General features: G+C 64.0%; 20 protein-coding genes. 13 read left to right on the top strand and 7 right to left on the bottom strand.

The features are described 5' to 3' along the window. The first annotated feature begins 6 nt into the window (after positions 1-6). Together BN3789_RS06265 and BN3789_RS06260 are read left to right on the top strand one after the other, a co-directional pair. Positions 7-912 carry a LytTR family DNA-binding domain-containing protein gene (locus BN3789_RS06265; protein ID WP_161938980.1) on the top strand — a complete coding sequence of 302 codons (906 nt, stop codon included), beginning with the start codon at positions 7-9 and terminating at the stop codon, positions 910-912. Between the two features lie 386 nt (positions 913-1,298). Beyond that, positions 1,299-1,709, top strand: a complete 411-nt coding sequence (locus BN3789_RS06260; RefSeq protein ID WP_066831846.1) for a hypothetical protein — start codon at positions 1,299-1,301, stop codon at positions 1,707-1,709. A gap of 79 nt (positions 1,710-1,788) precedes the next feature. Here BN3789_RS06260 and BN3789_RS12675 read toward each other — a convergent pair whose 3' ends face one another. The 6 genes from BN3789_RS12675 to pta form a co-directional block, all read right to left on the bottom strand. Continuing rightward, a complete protein-coding gene (locus BN3789_RS12675) occupies positions 1,789-1,971 on the bottom strand; it encodes a hypothetical protein (RefSeq protein ID WP_147569587.1) in 183 nt (60 codons plus the stop codon). Continuing rightward, complete coding sequence (locus BN3789_RS06255; RefSeq protein ID WP_161938979.1) at positions 1,925-3,037, bottom strand: radical SAM protein; 1,113 nt, start codon at positions 3,035-3,037, stop codon at positions 1,925-1,927. The genes BN3789_RS12675 and BN3789_RS06255 overlap by 47 nt, the downstream gene beginning before the upstream one ends. 259 nt (positions 3,038-3,296) lie before the next feature. Then, on the bottom strand, positions 3,297-3,464 hold the full coding sequence (locus BN3789_RS12670) for a hypothetical protein (RefSeq protein ID WP_154018721.1): 168 nt from the start codon (positions 3,462-3,464) through the stop codon (positions 3,297-3,299). Positions 3,465-3,481: 17 nt separating this feature from the next. Next, entirely contained in the window at positions 3,482-4,555 is a 1,074-nt protein-coding gene (locus BN3789_RS06250; protein WP_066831842.1) for a radical SAM protein, read from the bottom strand. A gap of 3 nt (positions 4,556-4,558) precedes the next feature. Further along, the gene (locus BN3789_RS06245; RefSeq protein WP_066831981.1) at positions 4,559-4,825 is read right to left on the bottom strand and encodes a PqqD family protein; all 267 of its coding nucleotides are present in this window, start codon (positions 4,823-4,825) and stop codon (positions 4,559-4,561) included. A gap of 703 nt (positions 4,826-5,528) precedes the next feature. Continuing rightward, positions 5,529-6,515 carry a phosphate acetyltransferase gene (pta, locus tag BN3789_RS06240; RefSeq protein WP_066831840.1) on the bottom strand — a complete coding sequence of 329 codons (987 nt, stop codon included), beginning with the start codon at positions 6,513-6,515 and terminating at the stop codon, positions 5,529-5,531. A gap of 164 nt (positions 6,516-6,679) precedes the next feature. On the opposite strand from pta, the gene glf reads away from it, so the two are divergent. Next, positions 6,680-7,882: a UDP-galactopyranose mutase gene (glf, locus tag BN3789_RS06235; protein WP_066831839.1), complete on the top strand. Its 1,203-nt coding sequence runs from the start codon at positions 6,680-6,682 to the stop codon at positions 7,880-7,882. Next, positions 7,875-8,921: a glycosyltransferase family 2 protein gene (locus tag BN3789_RS06230; RefSeq protein WP_187119124.1), complete on the top strand. Its 1,047-nt coding sequence runs from the start codon at positions 7,875-7,877 to the stop codon at positions 8,919-8,921. The genes glf and BN3789_RS06230 overlap by 8 nt, the downstream gene beginning before the upstream one ends. Positions 8,922-9,040: 119 nt before the next feature. Here BN3789_RS06230 and BN3789_RS06225 read toward each other — a convergent pair whose 3' ends face one another. After that, the gene (locus BN3789_RS06225) at positions 9,041-10,204 is read right to left on the bottom strand and encodes a serpin family protein (RefSeq protein WP_079989145.1); all 1,164 of its coding nucleotides are present in this window, start codon (positions 10,202-10,204) and stop codon (positions 9,041-9,043) included. Between the two features lie 514 nt (positions 10,205-10,718). Between BN3789_RS06225 and BN3789_RS06215 the strand changes: the two genes are divergently transcribed. From BN3789_RS06215 to BN3789_RS06175, 9 genes are all read left to right on the top strand, one after another. Continuing rightward, complete coding sequence (locus tag BN3789_RS06215) at positions 10,719-10,997, top strand: TM1266 family iron-only hydrogenase system putative regulator (RefSeq protein ID WP_066831830.1); 279 nt, start codon at positions 10,719-10,721, stop codon at positions 10,995-10,997. Next, on the top strand, positions 10,987-12,081 hold the full coding sequence (hydE, locus tag BN3789_RS06210) for a [FeFe] hydrogenase H-cluster radical SAM maturase HydE (protein ID WP_066831828.1): 1,095 nt from the start codon (positions 10,987-10,989) through the stop codon (positions 12,079-12,081). The genes BN3789_RS06215 and hydE overlap by 11 nt, the downstream gene beginning before the upstream one ends. Positions 12,082-12,159: 78 nt before the next feature. Then, complete coding sequence (hydG, locus tag BN3789_RS06205; RefSeq protein ID WP_066831826.1) at positions 12,160-13,608, top strand: [FeFe] hydrogenase H-cluster radical SAM maturase HydG; 1,449 nt, start codon at positions 12,160-12,162, stop codon at positions 13,606-13,608. A gap of 87 nt (positions 13,609-13,695) precedes the next feature. Beyond that, the gene (gene hydF, locus BN3789_RS06200) at positions 13,696-14,934 is read left to right on the top strand and encodes a [FeFe] hydrogenase H-cluster maturation GTPase HydF (RefSeq protein WP_066831824.1); all 1,239 of its coding nucleotides are present in this window, start codon (positions 13,696-13,698) and stop codon (positions 14,932-14,934) included. 440 nt (positions 14,935-15,374) lie between these two features. Next, a complete protein-coding gene (locus BN3789_RS06195; RefSeq protein WP_066828416.1) occupies positions 15,375-16,376 on the top strand; it encodes an IS1/IS1595 family N-terminal zinc-binding domain-containing protein in 1,002 nt (333 codons plus the stop codon). A gap of 134 nt (positions 16,377-16,510) precedes the next feature. Continuing rightward, the gene (locus BN3789_RS06190; RefSeq protein ID WP_066831820.1) at positions 16,511-16,981 is read left to right on the top strand and encodes a hypothetical protein; all 471 of its coding nucleotides are present in this window, start codon (positions 16,511-16,513) and stop codon (positions 16,979-16,981) included. Positions 16,982-17,221: 240 nt separating this feature from the next. After that, on the top strand, positions 17,222-18,535 hold the full coding sequence (gene rlmD / locus BN3789_RS06185) for a 23S rRNA (uracil(1939)-C(5))-methyltransferase RlmD (RefSeq protein ID WP_066831818.1): 1,314 nt from the start codon (positions 17,222-17,224) through the stop codon (positions 18,533-18,535). A gap of 111 nt (positions 18,536-18,646) precedes the next feature. Continuing rightward, positions 18,647-19,192, top strand: a complete 546-nt coding sequence (locus BN3789_RS06180; protein ID WP_066831816.1) for a DJ-1 family glyoxalase III — start codon at positions 18,647-18,649, stop codon at positions 19,190-19,192. A gap of 9 nt (positions 19,193-19,201) precedes the next feature. Then, positions 19,202-19,786: a Maf family protein gene (locus BN3789_RS06175; RefSeq protein WP_066831814.1), complete on the top strand. Its 585-nt coding sequence runs from the start codon at positions 19,202-19,204 to the stop codon at positions 19,784-19,786. Positions 19,787-19,988 lie beyond the last annotated feature (202 nt).

Here is a 19,988-nt window from a genome sequence, read left to right as displayed (position 1 = left end):
ATGAAGATGGATACGGCAAAGCATTGTCGCGCAGCGGAGTCGTTCGTCCGTGAATTCATGCACAGGTTCTGGAGTAACGACTTCGCGTTTTTCGAGAAGGTCCTCGCCGCGGACTTCGTCTGGATTGCGGCCCAGGAGGACCAGTACCGGCTCGATCGGGACGAGTCGGTCGACCTGTACCGCAACATCTGCCAGAGCACGCCCGAGGTCGTGCTCGTCGATGAGAGCTATGAGGCGATTGCCTCGGAGGGCGGCGTCACGGTCGTGACGGGATGGTACTACGGCATTAACAATCCCGAGATGGGCTCGGCGTTCGGGTCGCGCCAGCGCCTGACGGTGATCCTGCGCGACCTCGTCGGCGACCAGCCGTTCGAGATCGTGCATCTGCACATGTCGAATCCGGTGACGATCTCGAGGAAAGGGGAGTACTTTCCGGTAGGGTTCTCACGCGAGGCGTATCGCTACGTGCGCATGCTCGCGAGCCAGTACAGCGATCGCGAGAGCATCGAGGTGCGCGAGATCGGCGGCGCGACCCATGTGCTGCGCACGTTCGACGTCGTGTATCTCGAGGCGGACCGTCAATACACGATGATCCACTGCCTGAGCAAGACCCTGCGCGCGCGTCAGGGCATCGGCGAGCTGTCGAAGAAGTTCCCTGCCGACCGGTTCTTTGAGGTGCGGCGCGGAAGCATCGCGAACATCCTGCATGTCATCTCGTGGGATGCCGATTCGGTCCGCCTGACCGGCGGCGTGGAGATCCCCATACCAGTCCGCAGGTCGATGAAGGTGCGCGAGAAGATCGAGCAGCTTCGCCAATTAGTGATAGGCGGGGGGGGGTCTCCCAGCGGAACTTGGGGCAGCTCGATGACCCATGTGAGACGGACGGTCGGTAATCAACCGGTTGCCGGCTGAGCGATTCGATATGTGCATCCCGACCCCTTGCTCGTGCATTGACGAGCAAGGGGTCTTGCGTTGCATTCGTGCGGAAACCTTGAAATGGATGCGGCGTGCTTGCATGATCGACCGCTTCAGGGCGGCGCATTGTTTCGCGAACATCATGGTTTTGTAAGGCTGAAGTAAGCTAAAAATAGTGCCTTTTGCCGCAAATTAATACCAATCATTGCAATGGGAAGAAAAACGTAGGTTACAATGACTCCAAGTGATGGAAAGAGGGCGGCCCGTTTGTACCGCAGAGTCTCAGTGCTTGCGTTGTGCGGCGGGCCGTCTTGTTGGGAGGCGCTTGCGGCCGCCTGTCTACGGGCGTGCGCGTCGCATGCGCATGGAACTATTGGGGCGGCATGCGGGTACCACTGGCACATCGGTCTCCAACCGAGATGACGAGCGCGTTCGTTCACGCATTGTGGGAAGGCGACGGGCTCGACTGGCTTGTCGGTGCGACTGCGGAAGATTTCATTTGGATCGCTCTGGCGGAGGAGGAGTCGTGCCTCGACCGCGCTCAAGCGCAAGAGGTCTATATTGCGCGCCGCGATTCGTTTAGGGGCTTCAAGATCGTCGACGAGTGCTTCGAGGAGACGGTCCCGAGCGGCCCTTTGCGCGTCGTCGCCGGAAAGATCGAGCTCGAAGACGGCTATCAAGGCGAGGCGCCCTGCAGGTACACGGAATATGTCACCGCGGTGCTGCGCTGGGAGGACGACTGCCGCGAATTCGTCCACCTGCACACGTCGATATCGAAGCCGCTTCGGAAATAGCAGGCAATCGTCTGGGCATCCCCTATGCGGATGCATCAGGCCGTCCGCATGCGTGTTGCGGACGGCCTGATCCGTCTGATCATGAGCCCTGCATTCCGTAGTTAAGACCCGGATCGCTTCCCATAAAGCAGTCGTAGCCGCTTGCTCCTCCGGGGGCGCTTGGGTCATAGCCGTTGTTCTCCCACATGCAGGTAGCGGCAATCTGCTCGTCAGGCCTAACCGAGAACAGCTCCAGCTCCGGTGTCACGTACGTCTTCTTCATTGCAGTTCACCTCCTTGGGATCGCATGTACATTCGCTATTCCTCAGCTGGGCGCGAATCTCTTCGCACCGGCTGGAAGGAATCCCATTCGCCGACCCTGTTTCTGCCTGGCGCATTCCCGGGCATATCGGGCATCGCTCCCATGCCGGGCAAGCGCGGCACGTTTCGGGGACGATGAGGGACGAAAGGCGGTCGTTAAGATGTTTCCATGCGAGCTCAAACGGTTCGTTCAGCAGGTTCGCTCCGTGACCGCTCATGAACGCGCAGCTTTCCATCCGACCGTTCCAGTCAACGAAAAACGACGTTCTATATGATTTGCAGCATCTGAACAGGTCATCTGCCAGCTCATGCCGATGGGTTCCGAGGGGATTGGGGCGATAGTTGTCTATGGGCCGCGTGATCCGGGGCTCCTCGCTTCGAGACAGACGTAGGGTTTCGGCGTCGCTTTTCGCGTGGCGCACGGCAGGGAGCAGGTTTGCGGTGACCCCGATGTTGACCCCGAGGGATTCCGCAATATCCAGCACGGCTTCCGTATCGTTGACATTTTCCGTGGTCACCGTGAAGGCGAGGGAGAACGCCACCTTGGCGCGTTTGAGCGCTTTCAGCGATGCCATGACGCGGTCGAATCCGTCCGAGATGCCGCAGAGGCGCTCGTAGGTCTCGTTGGACGATCCGTAGAGCGTGAAGCGGAGGTGGGTCGGCGCGTATGTGCGGAAGAGCTCGACCATCGCGTCGTCAACCAGCGAGCCGTTGCTCAGAACGGAAGTCAACAGCCCCTTCTCGATAAGCTTGCGATAGAGTTCCGGAAAGTCCTGCCGTGTGAGCACCTCGCCGCCGGTGAGGGTGAGGTGGTAGGTGCCAAGCTCCATCGCCTGGGTGGCGATATCGAGCCATTCCTCGGTATTCAAAAGTCGACCATGCCGGGCGACCTCGCTGGCATCCAAGCGCACATAGCACATGCGACAACGGAAGTTGCACAGCGGGGTGAGCTCGAACGTGCCGGAAATCGGTATGCAGTTCCTGCGGGCGTTGGCCCACATGTCACCGCTGAAGCCCTTCCAGCCCATCGCTTTGAGTTGTCCCATGTCTCGCCTCCCGCGTAATCTTTGGTTCCAGCAGGATGCTAGGCTCTCATTTTATGAAGCTTCTATTGCAATAATGGACAACTCGATACTGTTGTGAACGAAGGATAGTGCTGGAATAAACCAGTGTGCTCAGGAGAGGTCCACAGGAGGCATTGCGATGGATGCCAGAAACCCTGCGGACCTCAATTGAAAACCGTCTGAGGTTGAATGTGCGGACGGTTTTGATTTCCCGGACACGCTTCTAGGAGTTATTCGGGATGTACTGGGGACCACCATGGGTGATCGTGCAGCGGTTAACCGTATCGCCAACGTTGCCGAATTCCTTGACAGGGCCGCATTCGGCGGTGAACCGCTCGTCTGCGCGGACCTCGAGGACCGCCATGTTGGGAGCGGTGTAGTCTTTCTTCATCTATGCTCACCTCCTAGTTACGTATGGAATGATTGCTGTTGCCACCAATGGGCTTCCTCGCAGTATCGTCGGGGAATCCCATCGGGTCTTCCGGTCTCCGCATCCCGTTTTGCCGGGCATGCGGTGCAGAAGTGAAGAGAGGGGCACGTCCTGCAGGGTTGAGGAAGCTGCAGGCGGGATAGCTTATCGTGCATATCGGCCCATGCCGCCATGAACCCATCTTCAAAAGGGGCGCTGCGGCAATACGACATAGATCCGCAGTTTTCCATGTGGCCGTTCCATGTGACAAAGAAGCTCGTTCGATACGGCTTGCAATCGCTGAAAAGACCGTCAAGAAGGCCTTCTTTCTGCGCTTGTTTGATCAGGTGATTCGCTCGTGCCGTTTGAAGCCGCTCGTCATCTTGAGGTAGGCGCTGGTTTTGTGGGGGAACGCGAAGATTTGCGGCATCGCTAACGGCTCCGCGTACCGGGTTGTCGAGATCGGTGCAGACCATAAGAGGGATATCGAGCTGTTTGGCGATGGCCATGACATCGTCGAAGTCGTCGACATTCTCTTGCGTCTCGGTGAACGAAAGCGATAACGGCATGCCGGCATCGAGCAGCCTCCTTATGGAGCTCATGACGCGGTCGAAACCGTTGGGTGCCCCGCAGAGTCTCTCATAGGTTTCATTCGAGGCACCGTACAGGGTGAATCGGATACGGGTGGGTCGATACTCGGTGAACAGTTTCAGGTGCTCGTCGGTGACAAGAGAGCCGTTGCTGAGAACTGAGACCATGAATCCCATCTGTGATAGGCCGGTATAGATTTCCATAAAGTCTGGGTGCAAGAGCGGCTCTCCTCCAGATAGGGTGAGTGAGAGCACGCCAGCCTGCTGAGCTTGACGTCCAAGGTCGAGCCATTCTTTTCCTGTGCGGATGCGTCCGAATTGCTCGACCTTCTCGGCGTCAAGACGCACATAGCACATGCGGCACCGAAAATTGCACAAAGGGAGCAGCTCGAACGTTCCCGACAGGGGAAGGCATTCACGACGGGCTTTGAGCCAGAGCTCATCATTGAGCCCATGCCAAGTGAGCTCCTCGATGGAGTCCATGCGCTACTCCTCGAGCAGACCCTGGGCACCCGCCTTCTCGATGAAGGAATGCACATCGGCGGCGGCTTGGTCAGCAGAGACTTCGTACTCGTCGAGCAGGGCGGAAACGAGCTTGTCCTCGGTGGCTCCTTGTTCAAGGAGCTTCCAGAGCACGGCGCCGGTCTCGGTCAGGGCGATGACGCCGGGGATCTCGGCGGTGCGCTTGCCCACGGGGACGACCATGAAAGAACCCGCGACCTCGCGGAGCACGAATCCGTCTTTGAGTTTCATGAAATCGACCTCGTTTCCGTATTGGACGATGCGGACGCGCACCGGGCGCGTCGCGAGCATTATCGATGATTCTACGTGCCAGAATGCCGACAGGTCCGCAGGATCGGAATGCCGTGCACCAATGGCGACCGGTGCGCTAACGAATGCGCTCATCCAGCTTGATGACCGTACTCGATATTGCGTGTTCAGCCTGTTGCGACGTGCGTAAAACGCCAAGGCCGATGGTCGGGAAGCCGACTGAAGAGCTCTCGTGGCGCAGACTGCATATTTCCGTCTCGATACGTCTCGATAATGCATTATAATCTGCTCAAAATAAAACCCATAAGGGTCATAGGTTGAGTTTTTCATTGTTTTTGAGTGCCCTTTCTGCACATGCGCCGCACCCCTCGACATTTCCCCAGTTGAATTCTGCGGAAATGTCGAGGGGTGCAGCGCGTGTGGCGAGATGGCACTCAAAAACAATGACAAACTCGTATTCACTCCTTCGCGGGGGTCCGGTCGGGGCCGCTTCCTGCTTGAGGGCGGTCGGCGGGCGCGGACAGGAGGCCGACCGACACCCCGGGCTCAAGTCGTCACTCATTCATGAACGAATGGGCGGCGATACCCGTATCGAGCTGTCGGCAGCGAAGCCGGCGTCCCCAAAAGAAAAAGCGCCCCGAGAGCAAGCTCTCGGGGCGCTGGTCAGTGCGAGTCGTGCGGTGCGCTACTCGGCCATCTGGGCCTGGACAGCGGTGATGGCGACGACGCCCACGATGTCGTCGGCGGAGCAGCCGCGGGACAGGTCGTTCACCGGCTTGGCGATGCCCTGCAGGATGGGGCCGTACGCCTCGGCCTGACCGAAGCGCTGGACCAGCTTGTAGCCGATGTTGCCGGTCTCAAGGTTCGGGAACACGAGCACGTTGGCGTGGCCGGCGACGGTGGACTCGGGAGCCTTGAGCGCGGCGACGCTCGGCACGATGGCGGCGTCAAGCTGCAGGTCGCCGTCGACGGCGAGCTCGGGCGCCTTCTCCTTGGCGAACGCGGTGGCCTCCTGGACCTTCTTGGCGGTGTCGCCGCCGGCGGAGCCCATGGTGGAGTAGGAGAGCATGGCGACCTTGGGCTCGACGTCGCCCATGAAGGTCTTGAAGGAGTTCGCGGAGGCGATGGCGATCTCGGAGAGCTCGTCGGAGGTCGGGTCGATGTTCAGGCCGCAGTCGGCGAACACGAGCGTGCCGTCGGCGCCGAACTCGGGAGTCTTGGTGCACATGACCATGAAGGCGGAGACGAGCTTGGTGCCCGGGGCGGTCTTCAGGATCTGCAGCGCCGGGCGCAGGGTGTTGGCGGTGGAGTGGCAGGCGCCCGAGACCAGGCCGTCGGCGTCACCCATCTTGACCATCATGGTGCCGTAGTAGGTGGCGTCCATGATCTGGGCGCGAGCCTGCTCGATGGTGACACCCTTCTTGGCGCGGAGCTCGGCGAACTTCTGCGCATAGGCCTCATGGTTGGGGGCGTCGGCGCTCGTCGGATCGATGACGGTCACGCCTTCGATGTCGATCTCCTCGGGGTTGCCGAGGATGACGAGCTTCGCCAGGCCCTCCTCGACGATCTTCTTGGCGGCCTCGATGGTGCGGGGGTCTTCACCCTCGGGGAGCACGATGGTCTTGAGGTCGGATTTGGCGGCGGCCTTCATACGGTTCAGGAAATCGCTCATGATTCTCCTCATGTACAGCGCCCAGCACGATTGTTAGCGTGTTGAGCTTTCCTTGTGTGGCAAGGTTCATTATAGGATTTGAGCGCTATAATCCTTGAAACATTTTGCCGCGAGATGCGTTGCAAGTGTTTTTTGGTATAGGGACTTATTTGCAAGGAGCTTCGATGCAGATCACGTCTGGTCTACCTGAGACGTTCAATCCCGATTCGTACGACATGATCGTCGTGGGTGCCGGATACGCAGGCGCGGTGTGCGCTCGCCGCCTGGCCGAGACCTCTGGTTTCCGCGTCGCCGTGCTCGAGAGGCGCAACCATATCGCCGGCAACGCATACGATTGCCTGGACGATGCGGGCATCCTCATCCATGAGTACGGTCCGCACATCTACCACACGTTCAACGAGCGCGTCCACAACTTCCTGTCGCGCTTCACCGAGTGGACCGACTATCAGCACAAGGTCCTTGCGAACATCCACGGCACCCTCATGCCCGTTCCGTTCAACCACAAGAGCCTGAAGCTCGCGTTTGGCGAGGAGCGCGGCGAGCAGCTGTACCGCAAGCTCGTCGAGACCTTCGGTGAGGACAAGAAGGTCCCCATCATGGAGCTGCGCGCCAAGAACGACCCCGAGCTCGTCGAGGTCGCCGACTACGTGTACGAGAACGTTTTCCTGCACTACACCATGAAGCAGTGGGGCCAGACGCCCGACCAGATAGACCCGTCGGTGACCGGTCGCGTGCCCATCTTCATCGGCGACGACGATCGCTACTTCCCGCAGGCCCCGTTCCAGGGCATGCCTGCCAAGGGCTACACCCATATGTTCGAGAACATGCTCGACCATGACCTGATCGACGTGTTCTGCGACGTCGACGCCCGCGACATCTTCGAGATCGGCGAGACGACCGTGTCGGTTTGCGGCAAGGTCTACGGCGGCGAGATCGTCTACACCGGCCCGCTCGACGAGCTGTTCGGCCTCGACCTCGGCGCGCTGCCGTACCGCACGCTCGACATGAAGTTCGAGACCCTCGACATGGACCAGTACCAGCCCGTAGGCACCGTGAACTACACCACGAGCGAGGACTTCACGCGCATCACCGAGTTCAAGAACATGACCGGCCAGGTCGTGCCCGGCAAGACCACCATCATGAAGGAGTACAGCCACTCCTACGAGCCCGGAAGCGGCCAGACGCCGTACTACGCGATCCTCGATCCCGAGAACCGCGCCCTGTACGAGCGCTATCTCGACCGCGTGGTGAACCTCACGAACTTCCACCCGGTGGGCCGTCTGGCCGAGTACCGCTACTACGACATGGACGCCGTGACGGATTCCGCCCTCACGCTGTCGGATGAGATTATTGCCTGCCATGCCTAAGAGCGCTTCGCACAAGGTCATCACGTTCGGCATCCCGTCGTTCAACGCGGCGGGAGATATGGATCGCTGCATCTCCTCCATCCTGGAGGGGTCCAGCTATGCGTCCGACGTCGAGATCATCATCGTCGATGACGGCAGCGTCGACGAGACGCCCGTCAAGGCCGACGAGTGGGAGGCCCGCTACCCGGGCATCATCCGCGCGGTGCATCAGGAGAACGGCGGTCACGGCATCGCCGTCCTCTCCGGCCTGCGCGAGGCGACGGGCACCTATTACAAGGTGGTCGACTCCGACGACTGGCTCGATGCGTCCGCGCTGTCGACCATGCTCACGATCCTGCGCGGTTTCGAGGAGCGCGGCAACCGCGTCGACCTGTTCATCTCGAACTACGTGTACGAGAAGCTGCACGAGGGCACGCATACGGCGATCAGCTACCGTTCGGCGCTGCCGCGCAAGCGCGTGTTCTCGTGGGACGAGGTGGGACGCTTCCGCCCCGACCAGAACCTGCTCATGCACAGCCTGTGCTATCGTACCGACGTGCTGCGCGAGGCCGATCTCCCGCTTCCCGCGCACACGTTCTACGTGGATAACATCTATGCGTACGTGCCCCTGCCGCGCTGCAAGACGCTCTACTACGCCGATATCGACCTGTACCGGTACTTCATCGGCCGCGAGGGCCAAAGCGTCAACGAGGCCACGATGGTCAGGCGTCTGGACCAGCAGTTCCGCATCACGCGCATCATGATGGAGGCCTACCATCTCTACGACGACGTGGAGCCCGCGCGCCTGCGCTCGTACATGATGCACTACTTCACCATGATGATGACCATCTGCTCGGTGTTCTCCAAGCTTTCGGACAACCCCGAGGCCAAGACTTGGATCCGCGAGCTGTGGCATGACCTCAAGGCCTATGACGAGCGGATGTATCGCCACGCGCGATACGGCGTCTTGGGCGTAGGGACGAACCTTCCCACGCGCGCCGGCGACAAGCTGACCATCGGTGCATACCATCTTGCGAGCAAGATTTTCAAGTTCAACTAGGAAACCAGCCCCCGTGTCCCATGCAAGACACGGGGGCTGATACGTTTTGGGACGCGTTGGACGGGGCCGTGTTCGCCCATGTTCCCACTAGGGCCGCGGGGCGAAGGGTGCGGGTCGAATCAGGCGGCGCCTTCATCGCCATGCAGGTATGTGCCGATGAACAGCGGCGTGTTGGTCCGCGTGTCGACGATCAGGTAGATGAACGGGCGGTCGAGGCGCACCGTCTTCGGCTCGACCGGCTCTCCCGGGGCGGACGCCCCCGCTTCCATCTGCACCGAGGTGATGGCGGCGGCGCGCGTTCCCTTGCGATCGACGTCGATATGGGTCTTGTGCAGCACCTTCGAGATGTGGAGCGGCATGCTCTCCGTCATACCGGAGAAGTCCGCGACGTACCGGTCGAACGCGTCGGTCATGCCGAGGGATTTGAGCGACTCGGCCAAATCGGTGCTGTAATCGTAGCTGAACGCGGGCAGGTAGGCATCGACCGGTGTCGACCAGGGCTGTTCGAGCATGGAGGCAAGCACCTCGCCGCTCAGGCGCGAGACCGTGTCGGCGACCGTGGTCCCTTCGGGCGGCAGCAGCGCCGCGAACGCATAGGTCCCGCCCTGATAGCGCTTCATGAAGCCCGTGATGCGCGATGCGTCCGGAATCGCGGCGGAGGCCTGTCCGTCTGTGGCGACCGTCCCGTTTGCAAGGTCCGCCTCGAGATAGGTGTCCTCGTAGCTATACATGAGGTCGACGCGCTGCTGGGATCCGTCCTCGCAGGTAAAAGGTGCCGTCTCAACGAATGCGTCGCTGTAGGGGTCCTGCCATGCGCCCTCGAAGGCCAGCGCGTTGATGAGGTAGAGCATGGCGTCTTCGGGAAGCGGCTTATCCTCGTCGAGAAGCCGGTCGATCATGCCGTCGGTCCCGTAGCCGACCCATTCGTTGATGTCGTGTGCGGTCGAGGAGTCAAAGGGGGCGCTGAAGACCGATGCTGCGTACCACGCCGAGGCGGCATCCAAAAACGACTGCTCGACGTCGAGCTCGGGCGTATCGCGCAGCCAGATCGAGTTTGAGAGGCGAAGCGCGGGGTCGCCTTCTTGTTCCGGTTCGCTGGGGGAGTCGAGCCGCAGGGCCGCAAGGTATTCGTTGAGCGCGTCCGTCTCGATGCCGAGCACGGACTCCATCTGCTCCTTCGTGGCGCCTTCCGCCCCGTTCGCCGTCATGCCGAGAGCGCTTGCGATCGAGATGGGGGAGACGAGGGCGTTGTCCGCCGCCTGAACGGCGTCCTCTTGCTGCAGGAGGCGATCCCGAGCCCCGCGAGGGCGCGGGCGCCCTGGTCGTCATGGGGGCCGTCCACGGCGGGAGCGCCTCCGCTGTTCGCGCGGGTCAGCTCGGTCGCCTTCAATGCGGGGCGAGGCGGGCCGCCCGGCAGGAGGAATCCCCGGGTAAGCCCGATGCCGACGACGGCCAGCGCGACGGCCGCGACGATGATGGCGATAACGGCGGTTTTTCGACGTTGCTGCGGTGGACGGGGTTTCATGGCGCCTCCCCTCGCACGATTCTTATGGTGCTGATACCCATATGACGGGCATTCTGCTCTAGAAGCATCGCCAAGGCACCGGTGACGAAACAAAAAAGGGACTTTTGGGTACATCTTGCGGTTATACATATTGTCGGGGTCATGGCGCCGGGTGCGCCGGGCATTCCCGGCATCCGCACTCCCACGTCCGATGGCCGACAGCCCGCCGCAGGGGGGCGGCATGGGTATAATCGCGCTGTCAGACAACACGAAGCAAATGAGCGGAGGATCCAATGGAGAAGACACGCGTCGCCATCATGGGGATCATCGTGGAGAACATGGACGCGGTGGAGGAGCTCAACGAGCTGCTGCACGAGTACCGCCGCTATGTGATCGGGCGTATGGGCGTGCCGTACCGTCAGCGTCAGGTGAGCGTCATGTCGGTGGCGCTCGACGCCCCGCAGGACAAGACGTCGGCGTTGGCGGGCAAGATCGGCGCCCTGCCGGGCGTCAGCGTCAAGACCCTGTATTCCAACGTGGTGTCCGAGGGGGACGGCGCCGATGCGGAATAGCGCTCCCGCGCGGACCCGCGAGCTCATCGACCGGCTTGCGGTCGAGCATCGCTTGGATCTCAAGGAATACGAGGAGCTAGTCGAGGGGTTCACGCCAAAGATCGCCGCCTATGCCGCCGAGCGCGCCGTGGAGCTGCGCACCCAGGTCTACGGCACAGACGTCTACATCCGCGGGCTGATCGAGATCTCGAGCTACTGCAAAAACGACTGCCTGTACTGCGGGCTGCGCCGTTCGAATCGCATGGCGGAGCGGTACCGCCTGGATGCCGAGGAGATCCTTGCCTGCTGTGACGCCGGATACGAGCTCGGGTTCCGCACGTTCGTGCTGCAGGGCGGGGAGGATGCGGCGTTTACCGACGAGGTCGCGTGCGGCATCGTCTCATCGATCAAGCAAGCACACCCCGACTGCGCCCTCACGCTTTCGCTCGGTGAGCGGGATCGCGACAGCTACCAGGCGCTCTTCGATGCCGGGGCCGACCGCTACCTGCTGCGTCATGAGACGGCGGACCCCGCGCACTATGCGCGCCTGCATCCGGCGGACCTCTCATGGGACCGCCGCATGGCGTGCCTGCGCGACCTCAAGGACATCGGGTATCAGGTGGGATGCGGCTTCATGGTCGGGTCTCCCTTCCAGACGCCGGCCACGCTCGCGGCGGATCTCAAGTTCATCGAGGAGTTCCAGCCGGCGATGGTCGGCATCGGGCCGTTCGTGCCGCATCATGCGACGCCGTTCGCGCACGAACCCGCGGGCACGGCGGATATGACCTGCTATCTGCTGAGCCTTCTGCGCCTGATCGGTCCGGAGCTGCTCCTGCCCGCCACGACGGCCCTCGGCACCATCGATCCGCACGGCCGCGAGCGCGGGATGCAGGCGGGCGCGAACGTCGTGATGCCCAACCTTTCGCCGACCGACGTTCGAAAAAAGTACGAGCTGTATGATAATAAGGCGTGCGCCGGAAGCGAGGCTGCCGAGGGGCTGGCCGACCTGTCGCGGCGCATGGAGGCGATCGGCTATCGCGTGGTGGTCGATCGCGGGGACGCAAAGCGTCGCATGGAAGCGGGGCGCGAGGGAAGCGCCGACTAACCGCTTTCGCGGCAATCGCCTGCCGCGCACGAATCTGAGAGGGAAGGCTTTTCGCCTGACCGCGAAGGGGAGGAACATATGGCGAAGTTCGATCTGGGCTCCCGGTATGCCGAGGAGTTCATCAACGATGGTGAGATCCGCGAGACGCTCGACTACGCGGAGGCCAACAAGCACAACAGGGAGCTCATCGAGAGCCTGCTCGAGAAGGCGAAGCCGCGCCGATCCGGCAACGGGTACCGGTGCGCGGGGCTGAACCACCGCGAGGCCAGCGTGCTGCTCGCCTGCGACATCCCCGAGCTGAACGAGCGCATCTTCGAGCTCGCGCGTCAGATCAAGCTGGCCTACTACGGCAACCGCATCGTGATGTTCGCGCCGCTCTACCTGTCGAACTATTGCGTGAACGGCTGCACGTACTGCCCGTATCACGCCAAGAACAAGCACATCGCGCGCAAGAAGCTCACGCAGGACGAGGTCCGTCGCGAGGTCATCGCCCTGCAGGACATGGGCCACAAGCGCCTTGCCATCGAGGCGGGCGAGGATCCCAAGATGAACCCCATCGAGTACATCCTGGAGTGCATCGACACCATCTACTCCATCAAGCACAAAAACGGGGCCATCCGCCGCGTGAACGTGAACATCGCGGCCACGACGGTGGAGGAGTACCGCATGCTCAAAGACGCGGGCATCGGCACTTACATCCTGTTCCAGGAGACCTACGACAAGAAGAGCTACCTGGAGCTGCATCCGACAGGACCCAAGCACGACTACGACTACCATACCGAGGCGATGGATCGCGCCATGGACGGCGGCATCGACGACGTGGGGCTGGGCGTGCTGTTCGGCCTGGAGAAATACCGCTACGAGTTCGCCGGGCTCCTCTGCCACGCCGAGCACCTCGAGGCGGTGCACGGGGTCGGGCCGCACACCATCAGCGTGCCGCGCCTGAAGCGCGCCGACGATATCGATCCCGACGAGTTCGACAACGGCATCGACGACGACATCTTCGCCAAGATCATCGCGTGCATCCGCATCGCGGTGCCCTACACGGGCATGATCATCTCCACGCGCGAGAACGAGGCCGTGCGCGCCCGCGCGCTGGAGCTGGGCATCTCGCAGATCTCGGGCGGCTCGCGCACGAGCGTGGGCGGATACGAGGAGGAGGTCCGTCCGCACGATTCGGAGCAGTTCGACGTGTCCGATCAGCGCTCGCTTGACGAGGTGGTGCGCTGGCTCATGCAGCTCGACCATATCCCGAGCTTCTGCACGGCGTGCTATCGCGAGGGCCGCACCGGCGACCGCTTCATGAGCCTGTGCAAGAGCGGGCAGATCCTGAACTGCTGCCACCCCAACGCGCTCATGACGCTCGCCGAATATCTGGTCGACTACGCGTCTCCCGAGACCGCCGCGGTCGGCTGGCCGCTGATCGAGCGAGAGCTGGGGCGCATCCCCAAGGACAAGACACGCGCGATCGCAACCGAGCACATCGCGGACATCCGCAACTCCAACCGTCGCGATTTCAGGTTTTAGGGCGGCACCGGCGGCGTCGCGGTGTCGCCGGGGGGGCGGAGTTCCCGTCCGTATACGACGTGGTGAAAGACGAGAGAGGTGGGCGACATGGGGCTGAACGACGCCGCTTCGGCGGAGCGCGTGCATATCGGGTTTTTCGGCGTGCGCAACGCCGGCAAGTCGAGCGTGGTGAACGCGGTGACCGGGCAGGAGCTCTGCGTGGTGTCCGACGTGCGCGGCACCACGACCGATCCGGTCAAGAAGGCGATGGAGCTGTTGCCGCTGGGGCCGGTGGTGATCATCGACACACCCGGTATCGATGACGAGGGCGAATTGGGTCAAAAGCGTGTCGAGCGGGCGCGCCGCATGCTCGCGAGCTGCGATATCGCGGTGCTCGTGGTCGATGGCGGGCGCGGGCTCACAAGGGCGGACCGCGAGCTGATCGGCCAGTTTCGGGCGCGGCAGGTCCCTTTTGCCATCGCGTGGAACAAGTGCGACGTGCCCCAGGCGCGCGAGGGCCTGGCATCGCTTGCCGCGAGCGATACCGACCTCGCGGAGCATGCGATCGCCGTCAGCGCCCAGACGGGCGCGGGGGTGGACGCGCTCAAGGAGCGCCTGGCGCATATGGCGACGCCGTCGGCGCGCGAGCGCTGTGTGGTCGCGGACCTCGTGGACACGGGCTCTGCGGTGGTGCTCGTCTGCCCCATCGACGCCTCGGCACCCAAGGGGCGCCTGATCATGCCCCAGCAGCTGACGATTCGCGATCTACTCGACCACGGCTGCCTGCCGGTCGTGTGCCGCGAGACGGAGCTCGAGGACGCGCTCGGATCGCTCGTTCGCCCGCCCGCGCTCGTGGTGACCGACTCGCAGGTGTTCGGCCAAGTCGCCCGTACCGTACCCGAGCGGGTGCCGCTCACGTCGTTTTCCATCCTGATGCTGCGCTACAAGGCGGATTTGGTGGAGGCGGTCCGCGGCGCCGCCGCGCTCGATCGGCTGCATGAGGGCAGCCGGGTGCTCATCAGCGAGGGGTGCACCCACCATCGCCAATGCGAGGACATCGGGACCGTCAAGATGCCGCGCTGGCTGCAGGAGCATGCGGGCGCAAGGCTCGACTTCGCATTCACGAGCGGCACCGAGTTCCCGCAGGCGCAGGGCCTGTCCGCCTTCGACGCGGTGGTGCACTGCGGCGGGTGCATGCTGAACGCGCGCGAGATGCGCAGCCGCCAGGCCGCGGCCGCCGAGGCGGGGGTGCCCATGACGAACTACGGCGTGGCCATCGCACACATGCACGGCATCCTGCGCCGAAGCCTGGCCCCGTTCCCGGAGGCGCTCGCCGCCCTCGGGTAGGGTCCGATGCCGAGCCCGCGGTTCCTGCGCCGCCCCGTTTGCACCCTCTTCCGGCGAAAGTGGCTAGAAATTTCTGTTTTGCTGTAGCGGCGCCGCGCGATTGGGCCCGAAGGCCCGCCGCGCCGCCGCCGCTCACCCTGTTGAGGCCGTATTCGAGGCGTTTGGGACCTTGGCGCCCGCGTCATGGGCGGCCGATGCGGACATGACGGCCAAGGCGGGCGCCCTCATCCGGGTTGGCTGACAGCAAAATAGAAAAAATGATCTTTTGCACAGTGTGGATAGATTCGCCGTCCCGACTGCCTCGGTCGTATAATCCGAGATGACATAGCACGCCCGCGAGAGCGTCCCGCGGGGTGCCGCGCTCTCGCGACGTGGTGGTCCGGATCGCGCGGCATCCCGCGGGACGGGATCGGACCACCACCATGCGCGCAAGGAAGAAGATGCCCTCGGCGTCCGCGACGCCGTGGGACGGCGTCCCCGAATCGGACGTCACGCCCGCCCAGGCGCTCGTCGCCCGGGCCCACCGCGAGGCCTACGCCGCCAGGCACGCCCCGACCGCCGGGGACGCGGAGTTCCTCAACGGGTACGAGCGGGCATCCTGCCCGCGGTGCGCGTCGCCCGACATCGTGCGCGACGGTTTCGACTCGCGCGGCGTCAGGCGCTGGGCCTGCCGGTCCTGCGGCAGGACGTTCACGCCCGCCACGGGGACCATCTTCGAGGGGCGCAAGGTGCCGGTCTCGGATTGGTGCGAGTTCGTCATCCAGCTGCTCTCCTTCGACAGCGTCCGCGAGATAGCCCGCTCGAACCGCAGGTCGCCGACCACCCCGCCCTGGTGGCTCGCCAAGCTCTTCCTCGTGCTCGACGGGATCCAGGACGGCACCGTCCTCTCCGGGCGCGTCCAGATTGACGAGACGTACTACCCGGTCCCCGCGGCGGAGGCCGAGCGCAACGCCGACGGCTCCCTCAAGCGGGGCCTGTCGCGCAACAAGCTGTGCATCGCGGTCGCGACCGACGGCCGGGGCCGGTCCGCCTTCGAGCCGTGCGGACGGGGCAAGCCGAGCGCGCGGAGGGCGCTCGCGGCCTACTCGGGCCACGTCGCGCGGGGCTCGACGCTCCTGCACGACAAGGAGAAGTCCCACCGCGCCCTGGTCCGCGAGCTCGGGCTCGCCAGCGTCGAGTACGACTCGAGGCGGCTGAAGAGCCTGCCCGACCGGGAGAACCCGCTGGCGGACGTGAACCGGCTGCACTTCCTGCTGAAGTCGTTCCTGGACGCCCACAAGGGCTTCGACCGCGCCGACCTGAAGGGATGGCTCGACCTGTTCAGCGTCATCGCCAACCCGCCGTCAGGCGCCATGGAGAAGGCCGCGATGGTGCTCGGTCGCGCCATGGAGTGCCCCGGTACGCTGAGGTACCGGGACTTCTATGGAGGAGGCCGCAGCTAGGCGGCATATATGGAGTCAAATCTATCCACACTGTGCAAAAGAGCATTGAATATCCGCGGGCACCGCCGTCGTGACCGTGACGGTCTGGCGGTTCCGATGACGCCGGACATAACCTGTCTCTTATACACCTCTAGATGTGTATAAGAGACAGGCCGACGCCGGAGCCCGCCTTCGAGCCCGAGCCCGAACCTGAGCCCGCGCAGCCGCGCGCAACGTCGGTCAAGGCCACGATCATCGACCCGCAGGAGGATGCCGACGAGGCCGACGAGGATCTCGACGAGAAGGACGGCGGCACGAAGACCATCGTCATCCGCCGCATCGGCCGCGTCGCCACGGGCTTCGCGCTCATCGGCATGGGCTTCAAGACCTTGCTGTTCGGCAGCAAGCAGGAGCATGAGCGCGAGGCCGAGAGGCTGCAGCGCATCCAGCAGCGCCAGCAGGACCAGATGCTCAAGGCGCAGCGGATCGAGAACAAGCAGCGCAAGCAGGCCCTGCGCCAGCAGAAGCAGCAGCAAAAGCAGCGCCAGCAGATGCTCGACCAGCAGAAGAAGGCCCTCAAGCAGCAGAAAAAGGAGCTGAAGCAGAAGAAGCGCGACATGCGCTAGCGATAAGCCCGCTTTCCGCACCGCATCGGCCGCCCGTGCGCTCCCCCGCGCGGGCGGCCTCGTTTTGGCACCCATGGGTTCGTTGGGGACGGGTTCGCTTCAACCCATCGAGACCGAGGGGAGGCGCCGATGACGCGAACAGGGCGGGCAAATCCGTGGTCGGCTCGTGAATCCGTCGACATCTACCAGCGCTTTCGCTAAGCTGCGCATAGCACATATCACGTAATGGAAGGTTCCCTCATGAAACTCACCGTCGACAGCATGACCTACGGCCCGGACGGCCTCGCGCGCACCGAGGACGGCAAGGCCGTCTTCGTGTCGGGAGGTGTCGTGGGCGACGTCGTGGAGGCCGACGTGGTGAGCACGGGCTCCTCGTTCGACCGCGCCGTCGTCTCCGAGATCCTCGAGCCCTCGAACCAGCGCGTGCAGGCGCCCTGCCCCTTTGTGGGCATCTGCGGCGGCTGCCCATGGGGCAACCTCTCGATGGACGCCCAGCGCGCGGCCAAGGAGGGCAACCTGCGCTCGACGCTGCGGCGCATCGGCCGCTTCTCCGACGAGGAGGTCAACGCGATCGTCAGGCCCATCCGCCATGCGAAAGACGCCTGGGGCTACCGCAACAAGGTCGAGCTTGCGCCCTCGTGGGACAACAACCGCTTCCGCCTCGGCATGCACGGGGTCGACCCCGACCAGATCATCAAGGTGGACAGCTGCCCGCTTTTTGAGAAGAAGTACCCGCGCGCGGTGAAGGCGGTCGCCGGCGCCCTGTCCTATCTCGGCAATTCCCGCGATTTGGGCCTCGAGCGCGTCGGCATCCGCGCCAGCCGCAGGACCAAGGCCCTCGAGATCGCGCTGTGGACCCCCACCGGCGCTTTCCCGCGCGCCCAGGTCTCGCGCGTGCTCACCGACGCCGTACACCCCACGAGCGTCGTGCGCGTCATGTCCAAGGGCGACCGGCGCGCTCGCAAGGTCGCCGGCGTAGAGGCGCTTGCAGGCGAGGGCTCGTGGACCGAGAAAATCGCCGACGGCGAGATGCGCCTATCCGCTCCCTCGTTCTTCCAGGTGAACACCGCTGCTGCCGAGATCCTCATCGAGCTGGTCATGGACGCGCTCGACCCCGGTGCCGACGACGTCGCCATCGACCTGTACTGCGGAGCCGGCACGTTCACCCTCCCGCTCGCCCGCCGCTGCGCCTACGTGGCGGCCGTCGAGGCCTACGGCCCCGCCATCCGTGACCTGCGCCGTAACCTCGAGATCGCACGACTGGACAACGTCGACCCCATCGGCGGCGACGCGGTGCGCGAGTTCCCCGACGAGGACGCCGACGTGCTCGTCGTCGACCCGCCGCGCGCGGGACTCGACCCCGCCGCCATCGACCTGATCGCGGGCACGTCGGTGCGCGACGTGGCCTACGTCTCGTGCGACCCCGCCACGCTCGCGCGCGACCTGCGGCGCTTCCTCGACGAGGGCACCTTCAAGGTCGTCTCCGCCACGCCGGTCGACCTGTTCCCGCAGACGTTCCACTGCGAGACGGTCGCCCATCTCACCCGCGCCTAGGGGCGCCCGGGTCCCCGGTGGCCGGACGCTCCCCCAACGTTGCCGCACCCCCATACTCGCCCGCGCGAAACAGGGTATAAACAGTCAATATCCCCGATGAAAGGATGCATCATGTCCGCCGTTGCCGTTCTTGCCGCTGATGGCTTCGAGACCATCGAGTGCCTGACCATCGTCGATGTGCTGAGGAGGGGCGGGGTGCGCGTGGCCCTGGTGTCGGTGATGTCGACGCGCGATGTCGTGACCGCCCAGCAGATCTCCGTCACCTGCGACTGCACCCTGGACGAGATCGATTTCGCCGAGTTCGACTACATCGTGCTGCCGGGCGGCATGCCGGGCACCGCCCACCTGCGCGCCGACGAGCGCGTATGCGACCTGGTCCGCGAGTTCGCCGCGACCAAGCACGTCGCCGCCATCTGCGCCGCGCCCTCGATCTTGGGCGAGCTCGGCCTGCTCGAGGGGCGCCGCGCGACGTGCTTCCCCGGCTACGAGAAGACCTTCCCGGAGGGCACCTTCGCAGGTCCCAAGACCGTTGTGGTCGACGGCAACATCATCACGGCATCGGCCATGGGGCAGGCGCTCCCCTTCGCCCTGGCCGTTCTCGGCGACATCGCGGGCGACGTGGCGGTGGACAAGGTCCGCCAGGGCATCCAGCTCTAGGACGCGCCCATGATCTTGGCATCGCAATCCCCGCGCCGCATCGAGCTCATGCGCGAGGCGGGTTTTGACTTCCGGGTCGCCCCCGCGGATATCGACGAGTCGCCGCGTGAGGGCGAGACGCCCTTCGAGCTGGTCGAGCGCCTGGCCGTCTCAAAGGCCGCGTGCATCGCGGGCACCGTCGCCGAGCCCGGCGAGCTGGTCGTCGCCGCAGACACCATCGTCGCCATCGACGGCGAGCTGCTGGGAAAGCCTGCGGACGCCGCCGACGCCCACCGCATGCTGCGCGAGCTGTCCGGGCGCACCCATCAGGTGGCGACCGGCGTATGCCTGATCGTCGCCGGCGACAGCGCCCGCGCGCCCCATTCGTTCGTCGACGTCACCGACGTGACCTTCTACGACCTGACCGATGAGGAGATCGACGCCTACGTCGCGAGCGGCGAGCCGCTCGACAAGGCGGGAGCCTACGGCATCCAGGGCGTCGGCGGACGCCTGCTCGTCCGCGGCATCGATGGCGACTTCTACAACGTCGTGGGCCTCCCCATCGCCAAGACCGTCCGAGCCATCCGCCGCTACGCCTTGGCGACCGGCAGCTGACGCAATCCGGCCCTCTCTGCATCCGTCCTTCCGCGCCCGCTGAGCCTGTTGAGAAATGAGTTGACCATGAGCGATTCTTTGGAGCCGATTTCCATAACCGATGTCGAAGGGTTCTCCTTCGGCCACTGGACAAACCGCGAAGCCGCGACCGGATGCACGGTCATCGTCGCGCCCCACGGCGCCGCGGCCGGCGTCGACGTGC

This window comes from Collinsella ihumii, from assembly GCF_900046475.1.
GTDB lineage: Bacteria > Actinomycetota > Coriobacteriia > Coriobacteriales > Coriobacteriaceae > Collinsella > Collinsella ihumii.
The sequence above is the reverse complement of the archived record's forward strand: the minus strand, read 5'-3'. Positions and strand labels throughout refer to the sequence as shown.

Coding starts and splice junctions, on each gene's coding strand:
- pta (WP_066831840.1), bottom strand. CDS start 6,515: ATGAGCGATTTCCTGAACCGTATGAAGGCCGCCGCCAAATCCGACCTC.
- BN3789_RS06255 (WP_161938979.1), bottom strand. CDS start 3,037: ATGGGCTGGAAGGGCTTCAGCGGTGACATGTGGGCCAACGCCCGCAGG.
- BN3789_RS06175 (WP_066831814.1), top strand. CDS start 19,202: ATGATCTTGGCATCGCAATCCCCGCGCCGCATCGAGCTCATGCGCGAG.
- glf (WP_066831839.1), top strand. CDS start 6,680: ATGCAGATCACGTCTGGTCTACCTGAGACGTTCAATCCCGATTCGTAC.
- BN3789_RS06250 (WP_066831842.1), bottom strand. CDS start 4,555: ATGGACTCCATCGAGGAGCTCACTTGGCATGGGCTCAATGATGAGCTC.
- BN3789_RS06265 (WP_161938980.1), top strand. CDS start 7: ATGGATACGGCAAAGCATTGTCGCGCAGCGGAGTCGTTCGTCCGTGAA.
- BN3789_RS06190 (WP_066831820.1), top strand. CDS start 16,511: ATGTGTATAAGAGACAGGCCGACGCCGGAGCCCGCCTTCGAGCCCGAG.
- BN3789_RS06180 (WP_066831816.1), top strand. CDS start 18,647: ATGTCCGCCGTTGCCGTTCTTGCCGCTGATGGCTTCGAGACCATCGAG.
- BN3789_RS06195 (WP_066828416.1), top strand. CDS start 15,375: ATGCCCTCGGCGTCCGCGACGCCGTGGGACGGCGTCCCCGAATCGGAC.
- BN3789_RS06215 (WP_066831830.1), top strand. CDS start 10,719: ATGGAGAAGACACGCGTCGCCATCATGGGGATCATCGTGGAGAACATG.
- hydG (WP_066831826.1), top strand. CDS start 12,160: ATGGCGAAGTTCGATCTGGGCTCCCGGTATGCCGAGGAGTTCATCAAC.
- BN3789_RS06230 (WP_187119124.1), top strand. CDS start 7,875: ATGCCTAAGAGCGCTTCGCACAAGGTCATCACGTTCGGCATCCCGTCG.
- BN3789_RS06245 (WP_066831981.1), bottom strand. CDS start 4,825: ATGAAACTCAAAGACGGATTCGTGCTCCGCGAGGTCGCGGGTTCTTTC.
- hydE (WP_066831828.1), top strand. CDS start 10,987: ATGCGGAATAGCGCTCCCGCGCGGACCCGCGAGCTCATCGACCGGCTT.
- BN3789_RS12670 (WP_154018721.1), bottom strand. CDS start 3,464: ATGAAGAAAGACTACACCGCTCCCAACATGGCGGTCCTCGAGGTCCGC.
- hydF (WP_066831824.1), top strand. CDS start 13,696: ATGGGGCTGAACGACGCCGCTTCGGCGGAGCGCGTGCATATCGGGTTT.
- rlmD (WP_066831818.1), top strand. CDS start 17,222: ATGAAACTCACCGTCGACAGCATGACCTACGGCCCGGACGGCCTCGCG.
- BN3789_RS06260 (WP_066831846.1), top strand. CDS start 1,299: ATGCGGGTACCACTGGCACATCGGTCTCCAACCGAGATGACGAGCGCG.
- BN3789_RS12675 (WP_147569587.1), bottom strand. CDS start 1,971: ATGAAGAAGACGTACGTGACACCGGAGCTGGAGCTGTTCTCGGTTAGG.